This is a genomic window from Thermasporomyces composti (assembly GCF_003386795.1).
Taxonomy (GTDB): domain Bacteria; phylum Actinomycetota; class Actinomycetes; order Propionibacteriales; family Actinopolymorphaceae; genus Thermasporomyces; species Thermasporomyces composti.
In genome coordinates, this window is sequence record NZ_QTUC01000001.1 from 3168350 (window position 1) to 3186891 (window position 18542).

31 protein-coding genes are annotated in these 18542 nt (G+C 68.3%); 30 read left to right on the forward strand and 1 reads right to left on the reverse strand.

Annotated elements, in window-relative coordinates:
• Positions 1-16 precede the first annotated feature (16 nt).
• From rplB to DFJ64_RS13840, 30 genes are all read left to right on the forward strand, one after another.
• On the forward strand, positions 17-850 hold the full coding sequence (gene rplB / locus DFJ64_RS13695; RefSeq protein ID WP_115850799.1) for a 50S ribosomal protein L2: 834 nt from the start codon (positions 17-19) through the stop codon (positions 848-850).
• Positions 851-862: 12 nt separating this feature from the next.
• Positions 863-1144: a 30S ribosomal protein S19 gene (rpsS, locus tag DFJ64_RS13700; RefSeq protein ID WP_115850800.1), complete on the forward strand. Its 282-nt coding sequence runs from the start codon at positions 863-865 to the stop codon at positions 1142-1144.
• Between the two features lie 23 nt (positions 1145-1167).
• Positions 1168-1557, forward strand: a complete 390-nt coding sequence (gene rplV, locus DFJ64_RS13705; RefSeq protein ID WP_245941124.1) for a 50S ribosomal protein L22 — start codon at positions 1168-1170, stop codon at positions 1555-1557.
• Positions 1557-2378, forward strand: a complete 822-nt coding sequence (gene rpsC / locus DFJ64_RS13710) for a 30S ribosomal protein S3 (protein WP_115850801.1) — start codon at positions 1557-1559, stop codon at positions 2376-2378. The genes rplV and rpsC overlap by 1 nt, the downstream gene beginning before the upstream one ends.
• A gap of 2 nt (positions 2379-2380) precedes the next feature.
• Positions 2381-2800, forward strand: coding sequence for a 50S ribosomal protein L16 (rplP, locus tag DFJ64_RS13715; RefSeq protein WP_115850802.1), 420 nt, complete (start codon positions 2381-2383; stop codon positions 2798-2800).
• Entirely contained in the window at positions 2800-3051 is a 252-nt protein-coding gene (gene rpmC / locus DFJ64_RS13720; RefSeq protein ID WP_115850803.1) for a 50S ribosomal protein L29, read from the forward strand. The genes rplP and rpmC overlap by 1 nt, the downstream gene beginning before the upstream one ends.
• Positions 3048-3350, forward strand: a complete 303-nt coding sequence (rpsQ, locus tag DFJ64_RS13725) for a 30S ribosomal protein S17 (RefSeq protein ID WP_115850804.1) — start codon at positions 3048-3050, stop codon at positions 3348-3350. Before rpmC ends, rpsQ begins: the two co-directional genes overlap by 4 nt.
• 64 nt (positions 3351-3414) lie before the next feature.
• Positions 3415-3783, forward strand: a complete 369-nt coding sequence (gene rplN / locus DFJ64_RS13730; protein ID WP_115850805.1) for a 50S ribosomal protein L14 — start codon at positions 3415-3417, stop codon at positions 3781-3783.
• Between the two features lie 2 nt (positions 3784-3785).
• Complete coding sequence (rplX, locus tag DFJ64_RS13735) at positions 3786-4166, forward strand: 50S ribosomal protein L24 (RefSeq protein ID WP_115850806.1); 381 nt, start codon at positions 3786-3788, stop codon at positions 4164-4166.
• A complete protein-coding gene (gene rplE, locus DFJ64_RS13740) occupies positions 4166-4735 on the forward strand; it encodes a 50S ribosomal protein L5 (protein WP_115850807.1) in 570 nt (189 codons plus the stop codon). The genes rplX and rplE overlap by 1 nt, the downstream gene beginning before the upstream one ends.
• A 1-nt stretch (position 4736) precedes the next feature.
• Complete coding sequence (locus DFJ64_RS13745) at positions 4737-4922, forward strand: type Z 30S ribosomal protein S14 (RefSeq protein ID WP_115850808.1); 186 nt, start codon at positions 4737-4739, stop codon at positions 4920-4922.
• Positions 4923-5033: 111 nt separating this feature from the next.
• A complete protein-coding gene (rpsH, locus tag DFJ64_RS13750; RefSeq protein ID WP_115850809.1) occupies positions 5034-5441 on the forward strand; it encodes a 30S ribosomal protein S8 in 408 nt (135 codons plus the stop codon).
• A 24-nt stretch (positions 5442-5465) separates the two neighbouring features.
• On the forward strand, positions 5466-6005 hold the full coding sequence (rplF, locus tag DFJ64_RS13755; RefSeq protein ID WP_115850810.1) for a 50S ribosomal protein L6: 540 nt from the start codon (positions 5466-5468) through the stop codon (positions 6003-6005).
• 3 nt (positions 6006-6008) lie between these two features.
• Positions 6009-6392 carry a 50S ribosomal protein L18 gene (gene rplR / locus DFJ64_RS13760; protein WP_115850811.1) on the forward strand — a complete coding sequence of 128 codons (384 nt, stop codon included), beginning with the start codon at positions 6009-6011 and terminating at the stop codon, positions 6390-6392.
• A gap of 32 nt (positions 6393-6424) precedes the next feature.
• The gene (gene rpsE / locus DFJ64_RS13765; RefSeq protein ID WP_115850812.1) at positions 6425-7027 is read left to right on the forward strand and encodes a 30S ribosomal protein S5; all 603 of its coding nucleotides are present in this window, start codon (positions 6425-6427) and stop codon (positions 7025-7027) included.
• Positions 7027-7212, forward strand: a complete 186-nt coding sequence (gene rpmD, locus DFJ64_RS13770) for a 50S ribosomal protein L30 (RefSeq protein ID WP_115850813.1) — start codon at positions 7027-7029, stop codon at positions 7210-7212. Before rpsE ends, rpmD begins: the two co-directional genes overlap by 1 nt.
• Positions 7213-7214: 2 nt before the next feature.
• On the forward strand, positions 7215-7700 hold the full coding sequence (gene rplO / locus DFJ64_RS13775; RefSeq protein ID WP_115850814.1) for a 50S ribosomal protein L15: 486 nt from the start codon (positions 7215-7217) through the stop codon (positions 7698-7700).
• Positions 7701-7942: 242 nt separating this feature from the next.
• Positions 7943-9238 (forward strand): preprotein translocase subunit SecY, encoded by a 1296-nt coding sequence (secY, locus tag DFJ64_RS13780; RefSeq protein WP_115850815.1) that lies wholly within the window; start codon positions 7943-7945, stop codon positions 9236-9238.
• Entirely contained in the window at positions 9238-9801 is a 564-nt protein-coding gene (locus DFJ64_RS13785) for an adenylate kinase (protein ID WP_115850816.1), read from the forward strand. Before secY ends, DFJ64_RS13785 begins: the two co-directional genes overlap by 1 nt.
• A gap of 22 nt (positions 9802-9823) precedes the next feature.
• Entirely contained in the window at positions 9824-10663 is an 840-nt protein-coding gene (gene map, locus DFJ64_RS13790; protein ID WP_115850817.1) for a type I methionyl aminopeptidase, read from the forward strand.
• Positions 10664-10814: 151 nt separating this feature from the next.
• A complete protein-coding gene (locus tag DFJ64_RS13795) occupies positions 10815-11258 on the forward strand; it encodes a DUF1707 SHOCT-like domain-containing protein (protein ID WP_115850818.1) in 444 nt (147 codons plus the stop codon).
• A 247-nt stretch (positions 11259-11505) separates the two neighbouring features.
• Positions 11506-11727, forward strand: a complete 222-nt coding sequence (gene infA, locus DFJ64_RS13800; RefSeq protein ID WP_115850819.1) for a translation initiation factor IF-1 — start codon at positions 11506-11508, stop codon at positions 11725-11727.
• Positions 11728-11835: 108 nt separating this feature from the next.
• Positions 11836-11949 carry a 50S ribosomal protein L36 gene (gene rpmJ / locus DFJ64_RS13805; protein WP_013862061.1) on the forward strand — a complete coding sequence of 38 codons (114 nt, stop codon included), beginning with the start codon at positions 11836-11838 and terminating at the stop codon, positions 11947-11949.
• A gap of 227 nt (positions 11950-12176) precedes the next feature.
• The gene (rpsM, locus tag DFJ64_RS13810; protein WP_115850820.1) at positions 12177-12557 is read left to right on the forward strand and encodes a 30S ribosomal protein S13; all 381 of its coding nucleotides are present in this window, start codon (positions 12177-12179) and stop codon (positions 12555-12557) included.
• A gap of 87 nt (positions 12558-12644) precedes the next feature.
• On the forward strand, positions 12645-13052 hold the full coding sequence (gene rpsK, locus DFJ64_RS13815) for a 30S ribosomal protein S11 (protein ID WP_115850821.1): 408 nt from the start codon (positions 12645-12647) through the stop codon (positions 13050-13052).
• A gap of 33 nt (positions 13053-13085) precedes the next feature.
• Positions 13086-13694: a 30S ribosomal protein S4 gene (rpsD, locus tag DFJ64_RS13820; protein ID WP_115850822.1), complete on the forward strand. Its 609-nt coding sequence runs from the start codon at positions 13086-13088 to the stop codon at positions 13692-13694.
• Between the two features lie 87 nt (positions 13695-13781).
• A complete protein-coding gene (locus DFJ64_RS13825; RefSeq protein WP_115850823.1) occupies positions 13782-14795 on the forward strand; it encodes a DNA-directed RNA polymerase subunit alpha in 1014 nt (337 codons plus the stop codon).
• Between the two features lie 96 nt (positions 14796-14891).
• Positions 14892-15485 carry a 50S ribosomal protein L17 gene (gene rplQ, locus DFJ64_RS13830; protein ID WP_115850824.1) on the forward strand — a complete coding sequence of 198 codons (594 nt, stop codon included), beginning with the start codon at positions 14892-14894 and terminating at the stop codon, positions 15483-15485.
• A gap of 241 nt (positions 15486-15726) precedes the next feature.
• Positions 15727-16575, forward strand: a complete 849-nt coding sequence (gene truA / locus DFJ64_RS13835; RefSeq protein ID WP_211310829.1) for a tRNA pseudouridine(38-40) synthase TruA — start codon at positions 15727-15729, stop codon at positions 16573-16575.
• Positions 16568-17170: a class I SAM-dependent methyltransferase gene (locus DFJ64_RS13840; protein WP_115850826.1), complete on the forward strand. Its 603-nt coding sequence runs from the start codon at positions 16568-16570 to the stop codon at positions 17168-17170. Before truA ends, DFJ64_RS13840 begins: the two co-directional genes overlap by 8 nt.
• Before the next feature lie 167 nt (positions 17171-17337).
• Here DFJ64_RS13840 and DFJ64_RS13845 read toward each other — a convergent pair whose 3' ends face one another.
• Positions 17338-18537 carry a Gfo/Idh/MocA family protein gene (locus DFJ64_RS13845; RefSeq protein ID WP_115850827.1) on the reverse strand — a complete coding sequence of 400 codons (1200 nt, stop codon included), beginning with the start codon at positions 18535-18537 and terminating at the stop codon, positions 17338-17340.
• Positions 18538-18542 lie beyond the last annotated feature (5 nt).

Consider the following 18542-nt stretch of genomic DNA (forward strand, 5'->3'; position numbering starts at 1 on the left):
AGGCGAGGACGAACGCATGGCTATCCGTAAGTACAAGCCGACGACGCCGGGCCGTCGGGGCGGGAGTGTCTCGGACTTCGCCGAGATCACGCGCTCGAGGCCGGAGAAGTCCCTGGTGCGTCCCCTGCCCAAGAAGGGCGGCCGCAACAACAACGGCCGGATCACCACCAGGCACCGCGGCGGCGGGCACAAGCGCGCCTACCGCGTCATCGACTTCCGCCGGTTCGACAAGGACGGCGTGCCGGCCAAGGTCGCGCACATCGAGTACGACCCGAACCGCACGGCGCGGATCGCGCTCCTGCACTACGCCGACGGCGAGAAGCGCTACATCATCGCGCCGGCGCGGCTGGAGGTCGGACAGTGGATCGAGAGCGGTCCGAACGCCGACATCAAGCCGGGTCACAACCTGCCGCTGCGCAACATCCCGGTCGGTACCACGGTGCACGCAATCGAGCTGCGGCCTGGTGGGGGCGCCAAGATCGCCCGCTCCGCTGGCGCGAGTGTCCAGCTGGTCGCGAAGGAGGGCACCAAGGCGTCGCTGCGGATGCCGTCCGGTGAGATCCGGATGGTCGACGTCCGTTGCCGTGCCACGGTCGGCGAGGTCGGGCACACCGAGCAGAGCAACGTCACCTTGGGCAAGGCCGGGCGCGCCCGCTGGAAGGGGCGGCGTCCGTCGGTGCGCGGTGTCGCGATGAACCCGGTCGACCACCCGCTCGGTGGTGGTGAGGGCAAGAGCTCGGGTGGCCGCCACCCGGTGTCGCCATGGGGTAAGCCGGAAGGCCGGACCCGCCGGCGGAAGCCCAGTGACCGGCTCATCATCCGTCGTCGCAAGAGCGGCAAGAAGCGCTAAGGGAGCCGAAGGATGCCACGTAGCCTCAAGAAGGGTCCCTTCGTGGACGAGCACCTCATGAAGAAGGTGCTCGCCCAGAACGAGAAGGGGACCAAGCAGGTCATCAAGACTTGGTCGCGCCGCTCGATGATCGTGCCCGCCATGATCGGCCACACGATCGCCGTCCACGACGGGCGTAAGCATGTGCCGGTGTTTGTGACCGAGGCGATGGTTGGCCACAAGCTGGGTGAGTTCGCGCCGACCAGGACGTTCCGCGGTCACGAGAAGGAAGACCGAAGGAGTCGGCGCCGGTGACCGCGACAGCGAGGAGTGACGTCATGGAAACGGCCGTGCAAGCGAGGGCCGTCGCGCGGTACGTCCGCATCACGCCCAGGAAGGCTCGCCGGGTCGTCGACCTCATCCGGGGTCTGCCGGCGGAGGAGGCGGTGAACCTCCTGCGGTTCACGCCGCAAGCCGCCAGCGAGCCGGTGCGCAAGGTGATCGAGAGCGCCATGGCCAACGCCGAGCACAACCTGCAGCTCTCTCGGAGTGGGCTGCGGATCGCCCGGGCGTACGTGGACGAGGGCCCGACGATGCGGCGGTGGCGCGCCCGTGCCCAGGGCCGGCCCGGTCCGCTGAAGAAGCGCACGTGCCACATCACCGTGGTGGTCGAGTCCACCGAGGACGCGTCGGCTACCCGCCAGAAGAGGAACAGGAGGACCCGCTAGTGGGACAGAAGGTCAACCCGCACGGGTACCGCCTCGGTATCACGACCGACCACAAGAGTCGGTGGTACGCGGACAAGCTGTACAAGGCGTACGTCGCCGAAGACGTGGCGATTCGGCGCATGCTCACCAAGGGCATGGACCGCGCCGGGATCTCCAAGGTCGAGATCGAGCGCACCCGCGACCGCGTCCGCGTCGACATCTACACCGCGCGACCGGGCATCGTCATCGGGCGTCGTGGTGTCGAGGCCGACCGCATCCGCGGTGAGCTGGAGAAGCTCACCGGCAAGCAGGTGCAGATGAACGTTCTCGAGGTGAAGAACCCCGAGATCGACGCCCAGCTCGTGGCGCAGGGTGTGGCCGAGCAGCTGGCGAGCCGTGTGGCGTTCCGTCGCGCGATGCGCAAGGCGCTGCAGAGCGCCCTGAGGGCCGGCGCCCAGGGCATCAAGGTCCAGTGCTCGGGTCGGCTCGGCGGGGCGGAGATGTCCCGCTCGGAGTTCTACCGGGAGGGCCGGGTCCCGCTGCACACGCTGCGGGCTGACATCGACTACGGCTTCTACGAGGCGCGGACCCCGTTCGGCCGGATCGGTGTGAAGGTCTGGATCTACAAGGGTGACGTGACGGGCTCGCGCGCAGAGCGCGAGGCCCAGCAGGCCGCGGCGCGCGCCGCCGCTCAGCGGCGGCCCGGAGGCGAGCGCCCGCCGCGCGGTCGTCGTGAGCGCCGGCGTGAGTCCGCTCGGCAGCAGGCGACCGCCGGGGCCACCGCGTCCGAGTCCGCCGGTGGCGCGGCGGCCGGCTCGGCGAGTTCGGGACAGGAGGGCTGAGGATGCTCATCCCGCGCAAGGTCAAGTACCGCAAGCAGCATTCGCCGAAGCGGGGCGGGATGGCCAAGGGCGGAACGTCGTTGGCGTTCGGTGAGTTCGGCATCCAAGCCCTGGAGGGCCACTACGTCACCAACCGGCAGATCGAGGCGGCTCGTATCGCCATGACACGGCACATCAAGCGTGGCGGAAAGGTGTGGATCAACATCTTCCCCGACCGCCCGCTCACGAAGAAGCCCGCCGAGACCCGGATGGGGTCTGGTAAGGGCTCGCCGGAGTGGTGGGTCGCCAACGTCAAAGCGGGCCGGGTGATGTTCGAGCTGTCCGGCGTTGCGGAGCCGGTCGCTCGCGAGGCGCTGCGGCGCGCGATCCACAAGCTGCCGATGAAGTGCCGCATCGTCAAGCGTGAGGCAGGTGAGGGCTGATGGCGACGACGTCTAAGGCCACCGAGCTGCGCAACCTGGGCGAGGAGGAGCTCGCCGAGAAGCTCCGTGAGGCCAAGGAAGAGCTGTTCAACCTCCGCTTCCAGGCGGCGACTGGTCAGCTCGAGAACCACGGGCGGTTGCGTGCCGTTCGCCGGGACATCGCCCGCATCTACACGGTCATGCGTGAGCGTGAGCTCGGCATCGTCGCCCCGGCCGACTCCGAGACCACATCCGAGGGAGCGGCTGAATGAGTACCAGCGAGAAGGTGGAGACGGTGGCTGGCGCGACCAAGGCACGCAATCGTGGAACGCGCAAGACGCGTGAAGGCCTCGTCGTGAGCGACAAGATGGACAAGACCGTCGTGGTCCTGGTGGAGGACCGGGTCAAGCACCCGCTCTACGGCAAGGTCATGCGCCGGACCAGCCGGCTCAAGGCCCACGACGAGGCTAACGAGTGCCGGGTCGGCGACCGGGTTCTCGTCATGGAGACCCGGCCGCTGTCGGCAACCAAGCGGTGGCGAATCGTCGAAATCCTCGAGAAGGCCAAGTAACGCGGAAGAGGCTAGGCCGTCCGGCCGCGGGTCGGATATCGGTCAAGGACATGGGAGAACTGCCGTGATCCAGCAGGAGTCGCGACTGAAGGTCGCCGACAACACGGGTGCGAAGGAGATCCAGTGCATCCGCGTGCTCGGCGGCTCCGGTCGGCGCTACGCCGGGATCGGTGACGTCATCGTCGCCACCGTCAAGGACGCCATTCCCGGTGGCAACGTGAAGAAGGGCGAGGTCGTCAAGGCCGTCGTCGTGCGCACCACGAAGGAGCGCCGTCGTCCCGACGGCTCCTACATCCGCTTCGACGAGAACGCCGCGGTCCTGCTGAGGAATGACGGCGAGCCCCGCGGGACCCGCATCTTCGGGCCGGTCGGCCGCGAGCTTCGCGAGAAGCGGTACATGCGTATCATCTCGCTCGCCCCGGAGGTGCTCTGACGATGCCTGCCCGTAAGCCGCTACACATCAAGAAGGGCGATCTCGTCCGGGTCATCGCGGGTCGCGACCGTGGGGTCGAGGGCAAGGTGATCGCGGTCGACACGGCGCGACGCCGGGTCTTCGTCGAAGGAGCCAACCGGGTCAAGCGGCACACGAAGGTCGTCCAGGCCCAGGGCCGGCAGGGCAAGACCGGTGGCATCGTGACGCAAGAGGCCTCGATCCCGGTGTCGAACGTCGCCCTGCTCGTCGAGGTCGACGGCAAGAAGGTGCCGACGCGAGTCGGCTACGAGCGGCGCGAGGTCGAGAAGCGCCGTGCCGACGGAACGACGTACACGGGCTACCGCAGCGTGCGGATCGCGCGGAAGACCGGCGAGGAGATCTGATGACCGCTACGACTACCGAGCGCGTGCCGCCGCGGTTGAAGGTGCGTTACCGCGAGGAGATCATCGACGCGCTGAAGAAGGAGTTCGGCTACCGCAACCCCATGCAGGTGCCGACCGTGTCGAAGGTCGTGCTCAACATGGGGGTGGGTGAGGCCGCTCGCGACTCGAAGCTGATCGAGGGTGCGGTCCGCGACCTCGCCATGATCACCGGTCAGCGCCCCGCGATCTCGCGTGCGCGGAAGTCCATCGCGCAGTTCAAGCTCCGCGCGGGCATGCCGATCGGCGCCCACGCGACGTTGCGCGGCGACCGGATGTGGGAGTTCCTCGACCGTCTCCTGTCGCTGGCGCTCCCACGCATCCGTGACTTCCGCGGCCTGTCGCCCAACCAGTTCGACGGGCGCGGAAACTACACGTTCGGCCTGACCGAGCAGGTGATGTTCCACGAGATCGACCCCGACACGATCGACCGGACGCGGGGGATGGACATCACCATCGTGACGACCGCGAAGACCGACGAGGAGGGACGAGCCCTCCTCCGGCACCTCGGCTTCCCGTTCAAGGAGTCCTGACGTGGCAAAGACCGCCCTGATTGTCAAGGCGAAGGCCAAGCCCAAGTTCGCGGTGCGCGCCTACACTCGCTGCCAGCGCTGCGGGCGGCCCAAGGCCGTGTTCCGCAAGTTCGGGCTGTGCCGGATCTGCCTGCGCGAGATGGCACACCGGGGTGAGCTCCCCGGCGTGACCAAGAGCAGCTGGTGATCTCGGACCACAGCCGGCCGGCCGCCACCACATGAGCACACTTCCGGAAGAACCTTCGAGTCGCCGCAGGTCCGCTCGTGCGGAAACCACGGCGGGAAAGTGGCCAGACCTATGACGATGACCGACCCGATCGCAGACATGCTGACGCGTCTGCGGAACGCCAACCAGGCCTACCTGGACACCGTGGAGATGCCCTACTCGAAGATGAAGGCGGGCATCGCGGAGATCCTCCAGCAGGAGGGCTACATCGCCGGTTGGCGTGTCGAGGAGCCCGAGACAGGCACCGTCGGGAAGAAGCTGGTGATCCAGCTGCGCTACGGGCCCAACCGTGAGCGCTCGATCGCCGGCATCCGACGCATCTCCAAGCCGGGCCTGCGGGTCTACGCCAAGGCCAACAACTTGCCCAGAGTGCTCGGCGGGTTGGGGATCGCGATCATCTCCACCTCGCAGGGCCTGTTGACCGACCGACAGGCCAGCAAGCGACGCGTGGGCGGCGAAGTCATCGCCTACGTGTGGTGATGGGGGAGCAAGGAGGAGTAGGACATGTCCCGCATCGGAAAGCTCCCGGTCCCTGTGCCGTCGGGCGTCGAGGTCAAGATCGAGGGCCGCACGGTCACGGTGACCGGGCCGAAGGGGACCCTCACGCACAAGGTGGCCGAGCCCATCGAGGTGGTTCACAACGATGGGCAGATCGAGGTGAGGCGTCCCAACGACGAGCGGCGTAGCAAGGAACTGCACGGCCTCACCCGCACGCTCGTCGCCAACATGGTGACCGGCGTGACCCAGGGGTATGAGCGCAAGCTCGAGATCGTCGGCGTCGGCTACCGTGTCCAGGCGAAGGGGCCGCGCCAGATCGAGCTGCAGCTCGGCTTCAGCCACCCGGTGACGGTCGACGCGCCTGAGGGTGTGTCGTTCGCGGTGGAGTCGCCGACGAAGTTCTCGGTCACCGGCATCGACAAGCAGGTGGTCGGTGAGGTCGCCGCCAACATCCGCAAACTGCGCAAGCCTGAGCCGTACAAGGGCAAGGGCATCCGGTACGCCGGGGAGAAGGTCCGCCAGAAGGTCGGAAAGGCTGGTAAGTAACCGATGGCCGCCCGTCTGAGTGAGTACAAGTCCGTGAATCCCAAGACGCGGGCTCGGTTGCGGCGACACCTTCGGGTGCGGAAGAAGGTCTTCGGCACGCCGGAGCGCCCGCGTCTGGTCGTCACCCGGTCCGCGCGGCACATCCTCGCGCAGGTGGTCGACGACACGGTCGGCCGTACGCTCGCGTCCGCCTCGACCATGGAGAAGGACCTGCGGGAGTTCGACGGCGACAAGACGGCGCGTGCCCGGAAGGTCGGTGAGCGCATCGCCGAGCGCGCGAAGGCGGCCGGCGTCTCGGCGGTGGTGTTCGACCGCGCTGGTCACAAGTACCACGGGCGGGTCGCCGCCCTCGCCGACAGCGCACGTGCGGCGGGGCTCGAGTTCTGACGTTCGACCAGGAGAGAGAAGAAGAGGAAACCATGGCTGGACCCCAGCAGCGCCGCGGCAGCGGCTCTGGCGACCGCCGGGACCGCCGGGACGAACGTCGGGGCGGCTCTGTCGCGGAGAAGACGACCTACATCGAGCGGGTCGTGTCCATCAACCGGGTGGCGAAGGTCGTCAAGGGCGGCCGGCGCTTCAGCTTCACCGCGCTCGTCGTGGTGGGTGACGGTGATGGCACCGTCGGTGTGGGCTACGGCAAGGCCAAGGAGGTGCCGGCGGCCATCGCCAAGGGCGTCGAGGAGGCCAAGAAGCACTTCTTCAAGGTCCCCAGGATCGGTGGCACCATCCCTCACCCGGTCCAGGGCGAGAAGGCCGCGGGTGTCGTCCTGCTGCGGCCGGCGTCGCCCGGTACCGGCGTGATCGCTGGTGGGCCGGTTCGGGCGGTGCTCGAGGCCGCGGGTATTCACGACGTCCTGTCCAAGTCGTTGGGTTCGTCCAACCCGATCAACGTCGTCCACGCCACCGTCGCGGCGCTGAAGATGCTGGAGTCGCCGGAGCAGGTGGCGGCGCGCCGCGGCCTCCCGGTGGAGCAGGTCGCCCCAGCGAGGATGCTGCGTGCCCGTGCGGAGGTGAGTGCCTGATGGCCCGCCGGCTCAAGGTCCGCCAGGTCCGGTCGACGATCGGCCGTAAGAAGGACCAGCGGGACACCCTGCGGACCCTTGGTCTGAAGCGCCTGAACGACGAGGTGGTTCAGGAGGACCGCCCGGAGGTCAGGGGCATGCTGGCGAAGGTGTCCCATCTCGTCGTGGTCGAGGAGGTCGACTGACAGTGGCGACGCAGACGTCGGAGGAGAAGGCCACGCGGGCCGGACGCCCGTTGCGCCTCCACCACCTCCGCCCGGCTCCTGGCGCTCACAAGGCTCGGACGCGGGTCGGTCGTGGTGAGGGCGGTCACCGAGGCAAGACGGCCGGTCGTGGCACGAAGGGCAGCAAGGCGCGCGACCAGATCCCGACCAACCTCGAGGGTGGCGCGCTGCCCATGCACATGCGGATCCCGAAGATCCGTGGCTTCAAGAACCGCTTCAAGGTCGAGTACCAGGTGGTCAACCTCGACCGACTGGCCCGGCTCTACCCCGAGGGTGGCCAGGTGACGGTGGAGGACCTCGCCGCCAAGGGCGCGGTCCGAGCGGGCCGACCCGTCAAGGTGCTCGGCGACGGCGAGGCGACCGCGGCGTGGCAGGTGGCCGCGCACGCGTTCTCCCGAAGCGCGGTCGAGAAGATCACCGCGGCGGGCGGTTCGGTCACGAAGCTCTGATCCGCTCAGAGGCTGACGACTGGGGCGCTCCGTGCTTTCGGGCCCACGAGCCCGGCCGGGGCGCCCATGCGTCGGGAGAGGCAGCGTCGAGCTGTTATTGTCCCAGGCAACCGTCGGTACTCTCCGACCGTCAGTACTCTCCGAGGGGACTGACAGGGGGCGCGGCGACGGCGTCGCGTGGCAGCCTGTGGGTTCACCGATCACGACGACTCCGCCCGTAGGGCGGGACGCAGGAGGACTGGGTGCTCACCGCGTTCGTCAACGCGTTCAGGACGCCGGACCTGCGCAAGAAGCTGCTCTTCACGCTCTTCATCGTCGCGTTGTTCCGGGTCGGCTCGGTGCTGCCGACGCCGGGCGTCGATGCCGGCGCGGTGCGTCGATGCCTGGACCCGGTGCTTCAGGGCGGTAGCGGGAGCAGCATCTACGGGATGCTCAACCTCTTTTCCGGAGGTGCGCTGCTCCAGCTGTCGGTCTTCGCCCTGACGATCATGCCGTACATCACGGCGAGCATCATCATTCAGCTGCTCGCCGTGGTGATTCCGCGTCTCGAGACCCTCAGGAAGGAAGGCGAGACGCAGAAGATCACGCAGTACACCCGCTACCTCACCATGGGGTTGGCGGTACTGCAGTCGACGACCATCATCGCCTTGGCCCGCTCGGGCCAGATGTTCCCGGGATGCAACGAGGTCCTCGTCCCGAACGACAGCATCCTGATCCTGATCACGATGGTCATCACGATGACGGCCGGCACCGCCGTCATCATGTGGTTCGGTGAGCTGATCACCGACCGCGGCGTCGGGAACGGCATGTCGATCTTGATCTTCGTCTCCATCGCGGCGGCGTTCCCGACCTCGCTGGAGGCGATCCGGCGGCAGCAGGGCTGGCCGACGTTCATCGTCGTCATGGTGGTCGGCCTGATCATCATGGCCGCGGTCATCTACGTCGAGCAGGCGCAGCGGCGGATCCCGGTTCAGTACGCCAAGCGGATGATCGGCCGGCGGGCCTATGGCGGCAGCTCGACCTACATTCCGCTCAAGGTCAACCAGGCCGGCGTCATCCCGGTGATCTTCGCGTCGAGCTTGCTGTACCTCCCCGTGCTGGCGGCGCAGTTCAATCCCACGGCGCGCTGGGCGCAGTGGATCAACGCGAACATCGCGCAGGGGACGCACCCGGTCTACATGGTCGGCTTCTTCCTGCTGATCGTGGCGTTCACGTACTTCTACGTGGGTATCACGTTCAACCCCAAGGACATCGCGGACAACATGAAGAAGCACGGGGGCTTCATCCCGGGCATCCGGGCCGGTCGTCCGACCCAGGAGTACCTGCAGTACGTCCTGTCGCGTATCACCTTCCCAGGGTCGATCTACCTCGGGGTGATCTCCCTCATCCCGCTCATCGCGTTCGTCCTCATCGGCGCGAACCAGAACTTCCCGTTCGGAGGTACGTCCATCCTCATCGTCGTGGGGGTCGGCCTCGACACGGTGAAACAGATCGAAAGCCAGCTGCAGCAGCGGCACTATGAAGGGTTCCTACGCTGATGCGACTGCTGATCATGGGACCCCCAGGAGCTGGCAAGGGAACCCAGGCGAGCCAGATCGCCCGGCGTCTGGAGATCCCGGCCATCTCGACCGGGGAGATCTTGCGTGCCAACGTGCAAGAGCGCACCGCTTTGGGCGAGCAGGCGGCCCGCTACCTCGATGCGGGTGAGCTCGTGCCTGACGACCTCATCAACGCCATGGTGCGCAGTCGTCTGGCCGAACCGGACACGCGGAAGGGCTTCCTGCTCGACGGGTTCCCCCGCACCGTGGCGCAGGTCGACACGCTCGACAAGATCCTGGCCGACCAGGGTGTGGCGCTGGACAAGGTGCTCGTCCTCCACGTCGACCAGGATGAGCTGATTCAGCGCCTGCTCGGTCGGGCGAAGCAGGAGGGGCGCAGCGACGACACCGAGGAGGTCATCCGTCGCCGCCTCGAGGTCTACCGCGAGCAGACCGAGCCGCTGCTGGAGATCTACGGCCAGCGCGGTCTGCGGGTCGACATCGACGGCATGGGAGACGTCAGCGAGGTCACCGACCGAGTCGTCGCCGCGCTCGAGTCGTGACCACGCCGAGAGGCGAGGCGCTGTGTTCCAGGACCGCAGGATCCACCTCAAGTCACCGGCCGAGATCGCGCTCATGCGCGAGGCCGGCCTGGTCGTCGCCCGGACGCTCGAGGTCCTGCGCGACGCGGTCGCGCCGGGCGTCACCACGGCCGAGCTCGATGCGCTCGCGGAGGAGCACATTCGCGCGAGCGGCGCTGTCCCGTCGTTCAAGGGCTACCTCGGCTACCCCGCCTCGATCTGCACCTCGGTCAATGACGAGGTGGTGCACGCCATCCCCGGGCCGCGACGCCTCAAGGAAGGCGACCTGATCTCGATCGACTGCGGGGCGATCGTCGAGGGGTGGCACGGTGACGCCGCCATCACCGTCGGCGTCGGCGAGATCGACCCCGAGCTCCGCCGGCTGGCCGAGGTGTGCGAGGACGCGCTCTGGCACGGAATCGCGGCGATGCGTCCGGGTGGACGGCTCGGCGACGTCTCGGCCGCTGTCGAGGGGCGGGTGCGCGCGGAGGGTCGCTACGGGATCGTCGAGGACTACGTCGGTCACGGCATCGGAACACAGATGCACCAGCCGCCGAACGTGCCCAACATCGGGCGAGCGGGTCGCGGTCCGCGCCTGCAGCCGGGGCTCACGATCGCGGTGGAGCCGATGATCACGCTTGGCTCTCCCGAGACCCGTGTCCTCGACGACGACTGGACGGTCGTGACGTTGGACGGCGGGTACGCCGCACACGTCGAGCACACGATCGCGCTGACCGAGCGCGGCCCGTGGGTGCTGACCGCGTTGGACGGTGGGAGGGAGAGGCTCGCCGCCCTCGGTGTCGAGGTGGGCGGTCTCGACGAGAGCTCCGGCGCTTCGGAATGATGGCTTCGGGGTGTCGGCTTCAGGGTGTTGGCTTCGGGATGATGACGGTCATCCACGCGTCGTCGGACGCCGCTCGATTACCGGCTCAGGGTTTCCCCTGGCCATCCGGAGGTGATTCCCGGATGCGTCGGTCGCGGAGAGCGTGCAGACTATGACCGTGCCGTACCAGCCGGATATGCGCGCGTCCGACAGTGACCGCGAGAAGATCGCGGCACGGCTGCGGGACGCTCATGCCGAAGGGCGACTCACCCTCACCGAGTTCCAGGACCGCCTGGAGGCGCTCTACAAGGCACAGACGTACGGTGAGCTCGAGCCCTTGGTGCGCGACATCCCGGTGGTGAGAACCCCGCACCCCTCGACCGAGGTCTCGAAGGGGTCCACGACGCCCGCGAAGCCTCCGCGCTCCCGTGGCGACAAGGTGATGGTCGTCCTGTGGACCCTCTGGGCGTGCGCGGTGAGCGTCAACCTGGTGGTCTGGGTCCTGACCGGCATCACGAACGGGGAGCTGCCGTACTTCTGGCCGGCGTGGGTGGCCGGCCCCTGGGGTGCGGTGCTGCTGTCGATCACCATCATGCGCCGCCAGCTGCGTGACTGATCCGGCGGCTTGGCCCGCTTCGATACTCTGGTTGTACGGTGCGTGACGGCTCGACGCGGTTCGTCACGGGACGGTGTCGGTCGTACGCCCGAATTCGCATCCTGACGTGGGGTGACGTAGACTTCCACGTCGGTCCAGCTCTGCCGGCGGCCGATTGATCGTCTACGGGCGAGAGATCCCGGGGCGGAGCGCCCACTGCGGGGCACACCCGCCAGGTGCACGTCAAGCCAGTCGAAGTGCGGAGGACATGCCGAAAAAGGAAGGTGTCATCGAGATCGAGGGCACGGTGGTCGAAGCGCTCCCCAACGCGATGTTTCGGGTGGAGCTCGCCAACGGGCACAAGGTCCTCGCACACATCAGCGGCAAGATGCGCCAGCACTACATCCGGATCCTCCCCGAGGACCGGGTGGTCGTGGAGCTCTCGCCGTACGACCTGAGCCGTGGACGGATCGTCTACCGCTACCGCTGAACGCGGCACGGGGCGATGCGCCCTGTGGAAGCCCGACACGAACCCGCGGGGCGCGAGCCCGCCGAGCCAGTCGGCCGGGAGCTGGCGCTCCGGTCCCGGAGAAGAGCGATGAAGGTCCAGCCCAGCGTCAAGAGGATTTGTGACAAGTGCAAGGTGATCCGACGGCACGGTCGGGTCATGGTGATCTGCGAGAACCCCCGCCACAAGCAGCGTCAAGGCTGATCCCGAGGCGGGGACGGACCGTCTCGGGCCCGAGCCCGAGGCGGTGCCACCGGTGACGAGAGTGCGACCGCTCACCAGACCCCACGGGTCCTGGTGTCACCCCCGGGCGGAGGCCGGGGCCCGGTCGGATCGGCGATCCGCCGGAGCAGCGGGTCGGGAGTCCGATCCAGGGCAGACCGGGACGCGGCGCACACCACACCTCCGCGACGTGAAAGGAACAACTGCCCATGGCACGACTCGTCGGCGTTGACCTCCCGCGCGACAAGCGCATCGAGGTGGCGCTCACCTACATCTACGGCATCGGCCGCACCCGCGCCCTGGAAACGCTCAAGGCGACCGGGGTGAACCCCGATCTTCGTGTGCACCAGCTCGGTGACGAGGAGCTCATCAAGCTCCGCGACTGGATCGAAGCCAACTACCGGGTGGAAGGTGACCTCCGCCGGGAGGTCGCGGCCGACATCCGGCGCAAGATCGAGATCGGCTGCTACGAGGGTCTGCGGCACCGTCGCGGTCTCCCCGTCCGCGGTCAGCGCACGCGGACCAACGCGCGTACCCGCAAGGGTCCCCGGAAGACCGTCGCCGGCAAGAAGAAGCCGGGTCGCAAGTAAGCCGCGGTCGGCGGTCGTGCCGCTGGCCGCGCCGCCCGCCGCCTCCTCGCAACCCCGTTCCCTCGATCCCAGGAGTTCGCGAAGCAGATGCCTCCCAAGAGCCGAGCTACGACCGGCGCCAAGAAGGTGCGCCGCAAGGAGAAGAAGAACGTCACCTTCGGACACGCGCACATCCGGAGCACGTTCAACAACACGATCGTCACGATCACCGACCCCAACGGCAACGTGATCGCGTGGGCCAGCGCCGGCACCGTCGGCTTCAAGGGGTCTCGGAAGTCGACGCCGTTCGCCGCCCAGATGTGCGCCGAGGCGGCCGCCCGTCGTGCCATGGAGCACGGGATGAAGAAGGTCGATGTCTTCGTGCGCGGTCCCGGCTCGGGCCGGGAGACCGCGATCCGGTCCCTCACGGCTACCGGCCTCGAGGTCGGCACGATCCAGGACGTCACCCCTGTGCCCCACAACGGTTGCCGCCCGCCGAAGCGGCGCCGCGTCTGATCCCGAGCAGCGCGTCACGAAGGAGTACCACCCATGGCCCGTTACACCGGTCCCATGACCAAGAAGTCGCGCCGGCTCGGAGTCGACCTGGTCGGTGGCGACAAGGCGTTCGAGCGGCGTCCGTACCCGCCGGGGCAGCACGGCCGCGGGCGCCCGAAGGAGAGCGAGTACCTGCTCCAGCTGCGGGAGAAGCAGAAGGCTCGTCTCACCTACGGCGTTCTCGAGAAGCAGTTCCACCGCTACTACAAGGAGGCGCACCGCCGAGGCGGCAAGACGGGTGACAACCTGCTGCAGCTGCTCGAGCGGCGCCTCGACAACGTGATCTACCGTGCCGGCATCGCGCGCACGCGGCGTCAGGCACGGCAGCTCGTCGTGCACGGTCACTTCCTGGTCAACGGCAAGAAGGTCAACATCCCGAGCTACCAGGTCGACCAGCACGACGTGATCGACGTCCGGCCGAAGTCGCGTGAACTGACGCCGTTCGTCATCGCGCGGGAGACTCACGGCGAGCGTCCCATCCCCGGCTGGCTGGAGGTTCTGCCCGGCTCGCTGCGGATCCTCGTCCACCAGCTCCCGACGCGGCAGCAGATCGACGTTCCGATCCAGGAGCAGTTGATCGTCGAGTACTACTCGAAGGTCTGATCATCCCTTGTCGGGGACGCGTTCCCCGACAAGGGCCTCTTCCTTCGTTGGCGTCATATGGCGGGCGCCACGGAAAGGACACCCACCATGCTCATCGCACAACGTCCCACCCTCACCGAGGAAGTCGTCGACGAGTACCGCTCGCGCTTCGTGCTCGAGCCCCTCGAGCCGGGCTTCGGGTACACGCTGGGCAACTCGCTCCGGCGCACGTTGCTGTCCTCGATCCCTGGCGCGGCTGTCACCAGCGTCAAGATCGACGGCGTCCTCCACGAGTTCTCCACGATCCCGGGGGTCAAGGAGGACGTCACCGAGATCATCCTCAACCTCAAGGAGCTCGTGGTCTCCAGCGAGCACGACGAGCCGGTGACGATGTACCTGCGGAAGCAGGGCCCCGGGCTGGTGACCGCGGGGGACATCGCGCCGCCGGCCGGCGTCGAGGTGCACAACCCCGAGCTGCCGATCGCCACGCTCAACAGCAAGGGCAAGCTGGAGATGGAGCTGGTGGTGGAGCGTGGCCGCGGCTACGTCTCCGCCGTCCAGAACAAGCGTCCGGACCAGGAGATTGGGCGGATCCCGGTCGACTCGATCTACAGCCCGGTGCTCAAGGTCACCTACAAGGTCGAGGCGACCCGTGTCGAGCAGCGCACCGACTTCGACAAGCTCATCCTCGACGTCGAGACCAAGCCGTCGATGCGGCCTCGCGACGCCGTGGCGAGCGCCGGCAAGACCCTCGTCGAGCTGTTCGGCCTGTGCCGGGAGCTCAACGTCGACGCGGAGGGCGTCGAGATCGGTCCGTCGCCGATGGACGCCCAGCTGGCGGCCGACCTGGCGCTGCCGGTGGAGGACCTCAACCTCACGGTCCGGTCGTACAACTGCCTCAAGCGTGAGGGCATCCACACGGTGGGAGAGCTGATCTCCCGCAGCGAGCAGGACCTGCTGGACATTCGGAACTTCGGCGCCAAGTCGATCGACGAGGTCAAGCAGAAGCTCGCGGCCATGGGCCTGTCGCTGAAGGACAGCTCGCCCGGGTTCGACCCGAGCGCGGCGGTGGACTCCTTCGACGAGGAAGAAGAGAGCTACGCCGAGACCGAGCAGTACTAAGCCAGCAGTACCAACCGCGGGCGAAGGGGCCCGAATGCTCCTTCGCCCGCACTGACACCGGTACCTGATACGGCCGGTGCAGGAAGGAGAATCCTCATGCCCAAGCCCACCAAGGGTCCCCGCCTGGGCGGCAGCCCGGCGCACGAGCGGCTCATGCTCGCCAACCTGGCCACGTCGCTGTTCCGGCACCGCCGGATCACGACGACGGAGGCGAAGGCGCGCCGGCTGCGTCCGTTCGCGGAACGGCTCATCACCAAGGCTCGTCGCGGCGATCTCCACGCGCGTCGGCAGGTTCTCGCCGTCATCCGCGACAAGGAGGTGGTCCACCACCTGTTCGCCACCATCGGTCCGTCCTACAAGGACCGTCCTGGTGGCTACACCCGGATCACCAAGGTCGGGCCACGCAAGGGCGACAACGCGCCCATGGCGGTGATCGAGCTCGTGTCGGGCTCGCCGTCGCGGCCTCAGACGGAGGCGCGGACGGAGCGGCCGAAGGCTGAGCCGGAGACCGCGGAGGCCAAGGAGACGAAGGCGGACGAGCCCAAGGCCGAGGAGGCGCAGGCTGAGGAGGCCAAGGCGGACGAGGCGAAGGCTGAGAACGCCAAGGCTGAGGAGGCCAAGGCCGACGAGGCCGAGGAGTCCGCGCCCGCCGGCGAGCAGGCGGCCGACGAGTCCAAGGACGCGTCCTGACCCGAGGACTTCGTGTCCGAGAGCCCGCTGAGCCTTCCCTCGAGGAAGGACAGCGGGCTCTCGCGCCTCACGGAGGCGGTGAGGCTCGAGCACGGCCGACGTTGACCATGCAGCTGACGCTCCTGGCCAGCCGAACGCTCCTGCGGGGACGCCCATGACGGACACTGCCGCGGAATCCGCCACCCCACCCGACCAGACCGAGGCCGCTGACGTCGGGGAGATCGGGGTCGCGGAGCCGACCGTGCGCCTGCGACTCGACCTTGCCTACGACGGCACCGACTTCTTCGGCTGGGCCGCACAGCCCGGGCTCCGCACGGTGCAGGGTGTCGTGGAGCAGACACTGCAGCGGGTCCTGCGCCTTGAGAAGCCGCCGACGACGACCTGCGCGGGCCGCACCGACGCGGGGGTGCACGCGCGGGGGCAGGTGTGTCACGTCGACGTCCCCGCCGCCGCGTACGCGGCTGTGTCGGGTCGCTCCTCCCTCCCACCCGCTCACGCGCTGACCCGGCGGCTGGCCGGGGCGCTCCCCGCCGATGTGCGGGTCCGCCGCGTCGAGGAGGCGCCCGACGGCTTCGACGCTCGGTTCTCCGCGCTCTGGCGACGCTACGCGTATCGCATCTGCGACGACCCGGCGGTCGCCGACCCCCTCCGCCGTCGCGAGGTGCTCGACCACCCCCGACGTCTCGACCATGAGGCGATGAACGACGCGGCCCGCCGCTTGCTCGGTGAGCACGACTTCGCGGCGTTCTGTCGAGCACGCGAGGGCGCCACCACGGTCCGGACGCTCCTGGAGCTGTCGTGGGACCGTGACGCCACGGGTCTGCTGGTGGCCCGGGTGATCGCCGACGCCTTCTGCCACTCGATGGTCCGAGCGCTCGTCGGCGCCTTGCTGCGCGTGGGGGAGGGACGACGCCCGGTGGAGTGGCCGGCGCAGGTGCTCGCCGCGCGTGTCCGCGATCCGGCGGTCCCCGTCGTCCCCGCCCGAGGGCTTACGTTGGAGGAGGTCGCGTACCCACCGGCGAACCAGCTGGCCGCGCGGGCCGCGCTGACCCGCCGGGTGCGAACCCACCCGGGAGACGACCGTGGCTGACCACTACTTCTCCGAGCATCCCAGCTCGAAGGCCACCGCCCGACCGGTGACCTTCACCGCCTATGGGCGGCGGTACGAGCTGGTGTCCTCGGCTGGTGTCTTCTCCGGCGACCGGTTGGACCTCGGCACGACCGTTCTGCTGCGCGAGGCACCGCTGCCCGCGGGCGGCACCGTGCTCGATCTCGGCTGTGGCTACGGCCCCATCGCCTGCGTGCTCGCCACCATGGTGCCGGACGTGCACGTCTGGGCGGTCGACGTCAACACGCGTGCGCTGGAGCTCACCCGAGCGAATGCGGAACGGCTCGGCGTCGGCTCGCGGATCACCGTTGCCACGCCCGACGACGTGCCGGATGACATCCGCTTCGACCAGGTCTGGTCGAACCCGCCCATCCGAATCGGCAAGCCCGCCTTGCACGCTCTGCTCCAGCGGTGGCTGTCGAGGCTCACCGACGACGGCGTGGCGTGGCTCGTGGTGTCGAAGAACCTTGGCGCCGACTCCCTACAACGGTGGTTGAACGCCCAGGGGTGGCGGTGTGACCGGCAGGGGAGCGCCAAGGGATTCCGCGTGCTCACGGTGCGACGCCCTGCCTCGTGACGGCGACCTGAGGGGCTCGCGCGAGGCCGGTGAGAGAGTCTGGGCCGGGTCGCGGCGCGTCGCGCCCACAACGTGCCGCGGCCGGCCGGCTGAGCTCGGTCAGCCGACCAGCCGCGGTGACGACGAGAGCTCGCCGCTTCCAGAGGCCCTCTCCGCAGGTCGGCCGCTCAGGAGGTCGGCGGGTCGCCGAAGTCCGGGATCTCCAGCTGTCGGCCGCCCTGCTTGGCGGACTCGTGCGCGATGATCCCCGGCAGCGTGAAGCGCGCGGCCACCCAAGCGTTGATCGGTGGCAGCGTGTTCGTGACGACGGCGCGCACGAAGTCGTCGGCGAGGAAGTGGTGGGAGCCCTCGTGGCCGTTGTGCATGCCGGTGTAGGCCTCGGGGAGCCGGGACCGATCGTGCACCGGGGCACAGCCGGACACGAACGCGTCACGCAGCGCGGGGTCGATGCCCTCCAGCTCGGGGTCGTCGAGTCGGGCGGAGCGCCGTGGCGTGAGGAGGTCGGTGACGTCCTCGACACCCTTCTTGGTCTGCCAGAGGCTGACCGTGGCCATCTGCTCGAAGCTGCCCTCTGTCCCGAAGATGCGGAGCCGTGACTCGCGGATGTGCGACGGGTAGCCGACGCGGCGGAACTCGTTGGTCCGCATGACGCTGCCGTCGTCGAGCTTGAACAGGGCGGTGGCGTTGCTGATGTCGTTGCCCCACATGCTGACGGAGGTGTCGAACACACCGTCGTTGCGGTCGTCCTTCACGCCGATGCAGGACACGTGCGTGGCGTGGCGCCCGGTGACGGACAAGACGTTGCCCACCGCGTGGGTCGGGTACAGCATCGGCGGGAAGCTGGCGGTCTCCTTCCACCGCTCGCCGCCCGAGTACTTGTACGCCTCGTAGAAGCCGAGGTCCATGTCGTGGACGTAGTCCCCCTCGGCGTAGAAGATCCGCCCGAACTCTCCGGCCGCGAGCTTCTGCCGACAGAAGACGGACGACGGGTAGTAGTAGCTGGTCTCACCCATCATGTAGATGAGGCCCGTCGACCGAACCTTCTCGACGATGGCGGCGATCTCCTCGACGGTGATCCCCATCGGCACGCTGGAGTAGACGTGCTTGCCGGCGTCCAGCGCCTTCAGCACGAGCTCGCCGTGGGTCCAGCGCTGGGTGAAGATCGCGACCGCGTCGACGTCGGAGGCCAGCAGGTCCTCGAAGGAGGAGTAGGTCTGATCGATCTTGTGCCGGGCTGCCTCCGCCGCGAGTCGGTCCGGGATCACCTCGCAGAGGCGTACTTCCTTGACGTCGGGATGGGCCTTGAACAGCGGGATGAAGCTGCGGGAGAACTGGCCCGCACCGACGAAACCGATGCTGATCGCCATGCCTC

Excerpts from the sequence above, each read along its gene's own strand:
- rplB (WP_115850799.1), top strand. The coding sequence starts at position 17 with ATGGCTATCCGTAAGTACAAGCCGACGACGCCGGGCCGTCGGGGCGGG.
- rpsD (WP_115850822.1), top strand. The coding sequence starts at position 13,086 with ATGGCCCGTTACACCGGTCCCATGACCAAGAAGTCGCGCCGGCTCGGA.
- rplP (WP_115850802.1), top strand. The coding sequence starts at position 2,381 with ATGCTCATCCCGCGCAAGGTCAAGTACCGCAAGCAGCATTCGCCGAAG.
- rpsQ (WP_115850804.1), top strand. The coding sequence starts at position 3,048 with ATGAGTACCAGCGAGAAGGTGGAGACGGTGGCTGGCGCGACCAAGGCA.
- rplQ (WP_115850824.1), top strand. The coding sequence starts at position 14,892 with ATGCCCAAGCCCACCAAGGGTCCCCGCCTGGGCGGCAGCCCGGCGCAC.
- rpmC (WP_115850803.1), top strand. The coding sequence starts at position 2,800 with ATGGCGACGACGTCTAAGGCCACCGAGCTGCGCAACCTGGGCGAGGAG.
- rpsE (WP_115850812.1), top strand. The coding sequence starts at position 6,425 with ATGGCTGGACCCCAGCAGCGCCGCGGCAGCGGCTCTGGCGACCGCCGG.
- rplV (WP_245941124.1), top strand. The coding sequence starts at position 1,168 with ATGGAAACGGCCGTGCAAGCGAGGGCCGTCGCGCGGTACGTCCGCATC.
- rpmJ (WP_013862061.1), top strand. The coding sequence starts at position 11,836 with ATGAAGGTCCAGCCCAGCGTCAAGAGGATTTGTGACAAGTGCAAGGTG.
- rplR (WP_115850811.1), top strand. The coding sequence starts at position 6,009 with ATGGCCGCCCGTCTGAGTGAGTACAAGTCCGTGAATCCCAAGACGCGG.
- rpmD (WP_115850813.1), top strand. The coding sequence starts at position 7,027 with ATGGCCCGCCGGCTCAAGGTCCGCCAGGTCCGGTCGACGATCGGCCGT.
- infA (WP_115850819.1), top strand. The coding sequence starts at position 11,506 with ATGCCGAAAAAGGAAGGTGTCATCGAGATCGAGGGCACGGTGGTCGAA.
- DFJ64_RS13795 (WP_115850818.1), top strand. The coding sequence starts at position 10,815 with ATGACCGTGCCGTACCAGCCGGATATGCGCGCGTCCGACAGTGACCGC.
- DFJ64_RS13785 (WP_115850816.1), top strand. The coding sequence starts at position 9,238 with ATGCGACTGCTGATCATGGGACCCCCAGGAGCTGGCAAGGGAACCCAG.
- rpsK (WP_115850821.1), top strand. The coding sequence starts at position 12,645 with ATGCCTCCCAAGAGCCGAGCTACGACCGGCGCCAAGAAGGTGCGCCGC.
- DFJ64_RS13825 (WP_115850823.1), top strand. The coding sequence starts at position 13,782 with ATGCTCATCGCACAACGTCCCACCCTCACCGAGGAAGTCGTCGACGAG.
- rpsH (WP_115850809.1), top strand. The coding sequence starts at position 5,034 with ATGACGATGACCGACCCGATCGCAGACATGCTGACGCGTCTGCGGAAC.
- rplF (WP_115850810.1), top strand. The coding sequence starts at position 5,466 with ATGTCCCGCATCGGAAAGCTCCCGGTCCCTGTGCCGTCGGGCGTCGAG.
- DFJ64_RS13845 (WP_115850827.1), bottom strand. The coding sequence starts at position 18,537 with ATGGCGATCAGCATCGGTTTCGTCGGTGCGGGCCAGTTCTCCCGCAGC.
- rplE (WP_115850807.1), top strand. The coding sequence starts at position 4,166 with ATGACCGCTACGACTACCGAGCGCGTGCCGCCGCGGTTGAAGGTGCGT.
- rpsM (WP_115850820.1), top strand. The coding sequence starts at position 12,177 with ATGGCACGACTCGTCGGCGTTGACCTCCCGCGCGACAAGCGCATCGAG.
- rpsS (WP_115850800.1), top strand. The coding sequence starts at position 863 with ATGCCACGTAGCCTCAAGAAGGGTCCCTTCGTGGACGAGCACCTCATG.
- rplX (WP_115850806.1), top strand. The coding sequence starts at position 3,786 with ATGCCTGCCCGTAAGCCGCTACACATCAAGAAGGGCGATCTCGTCCGG.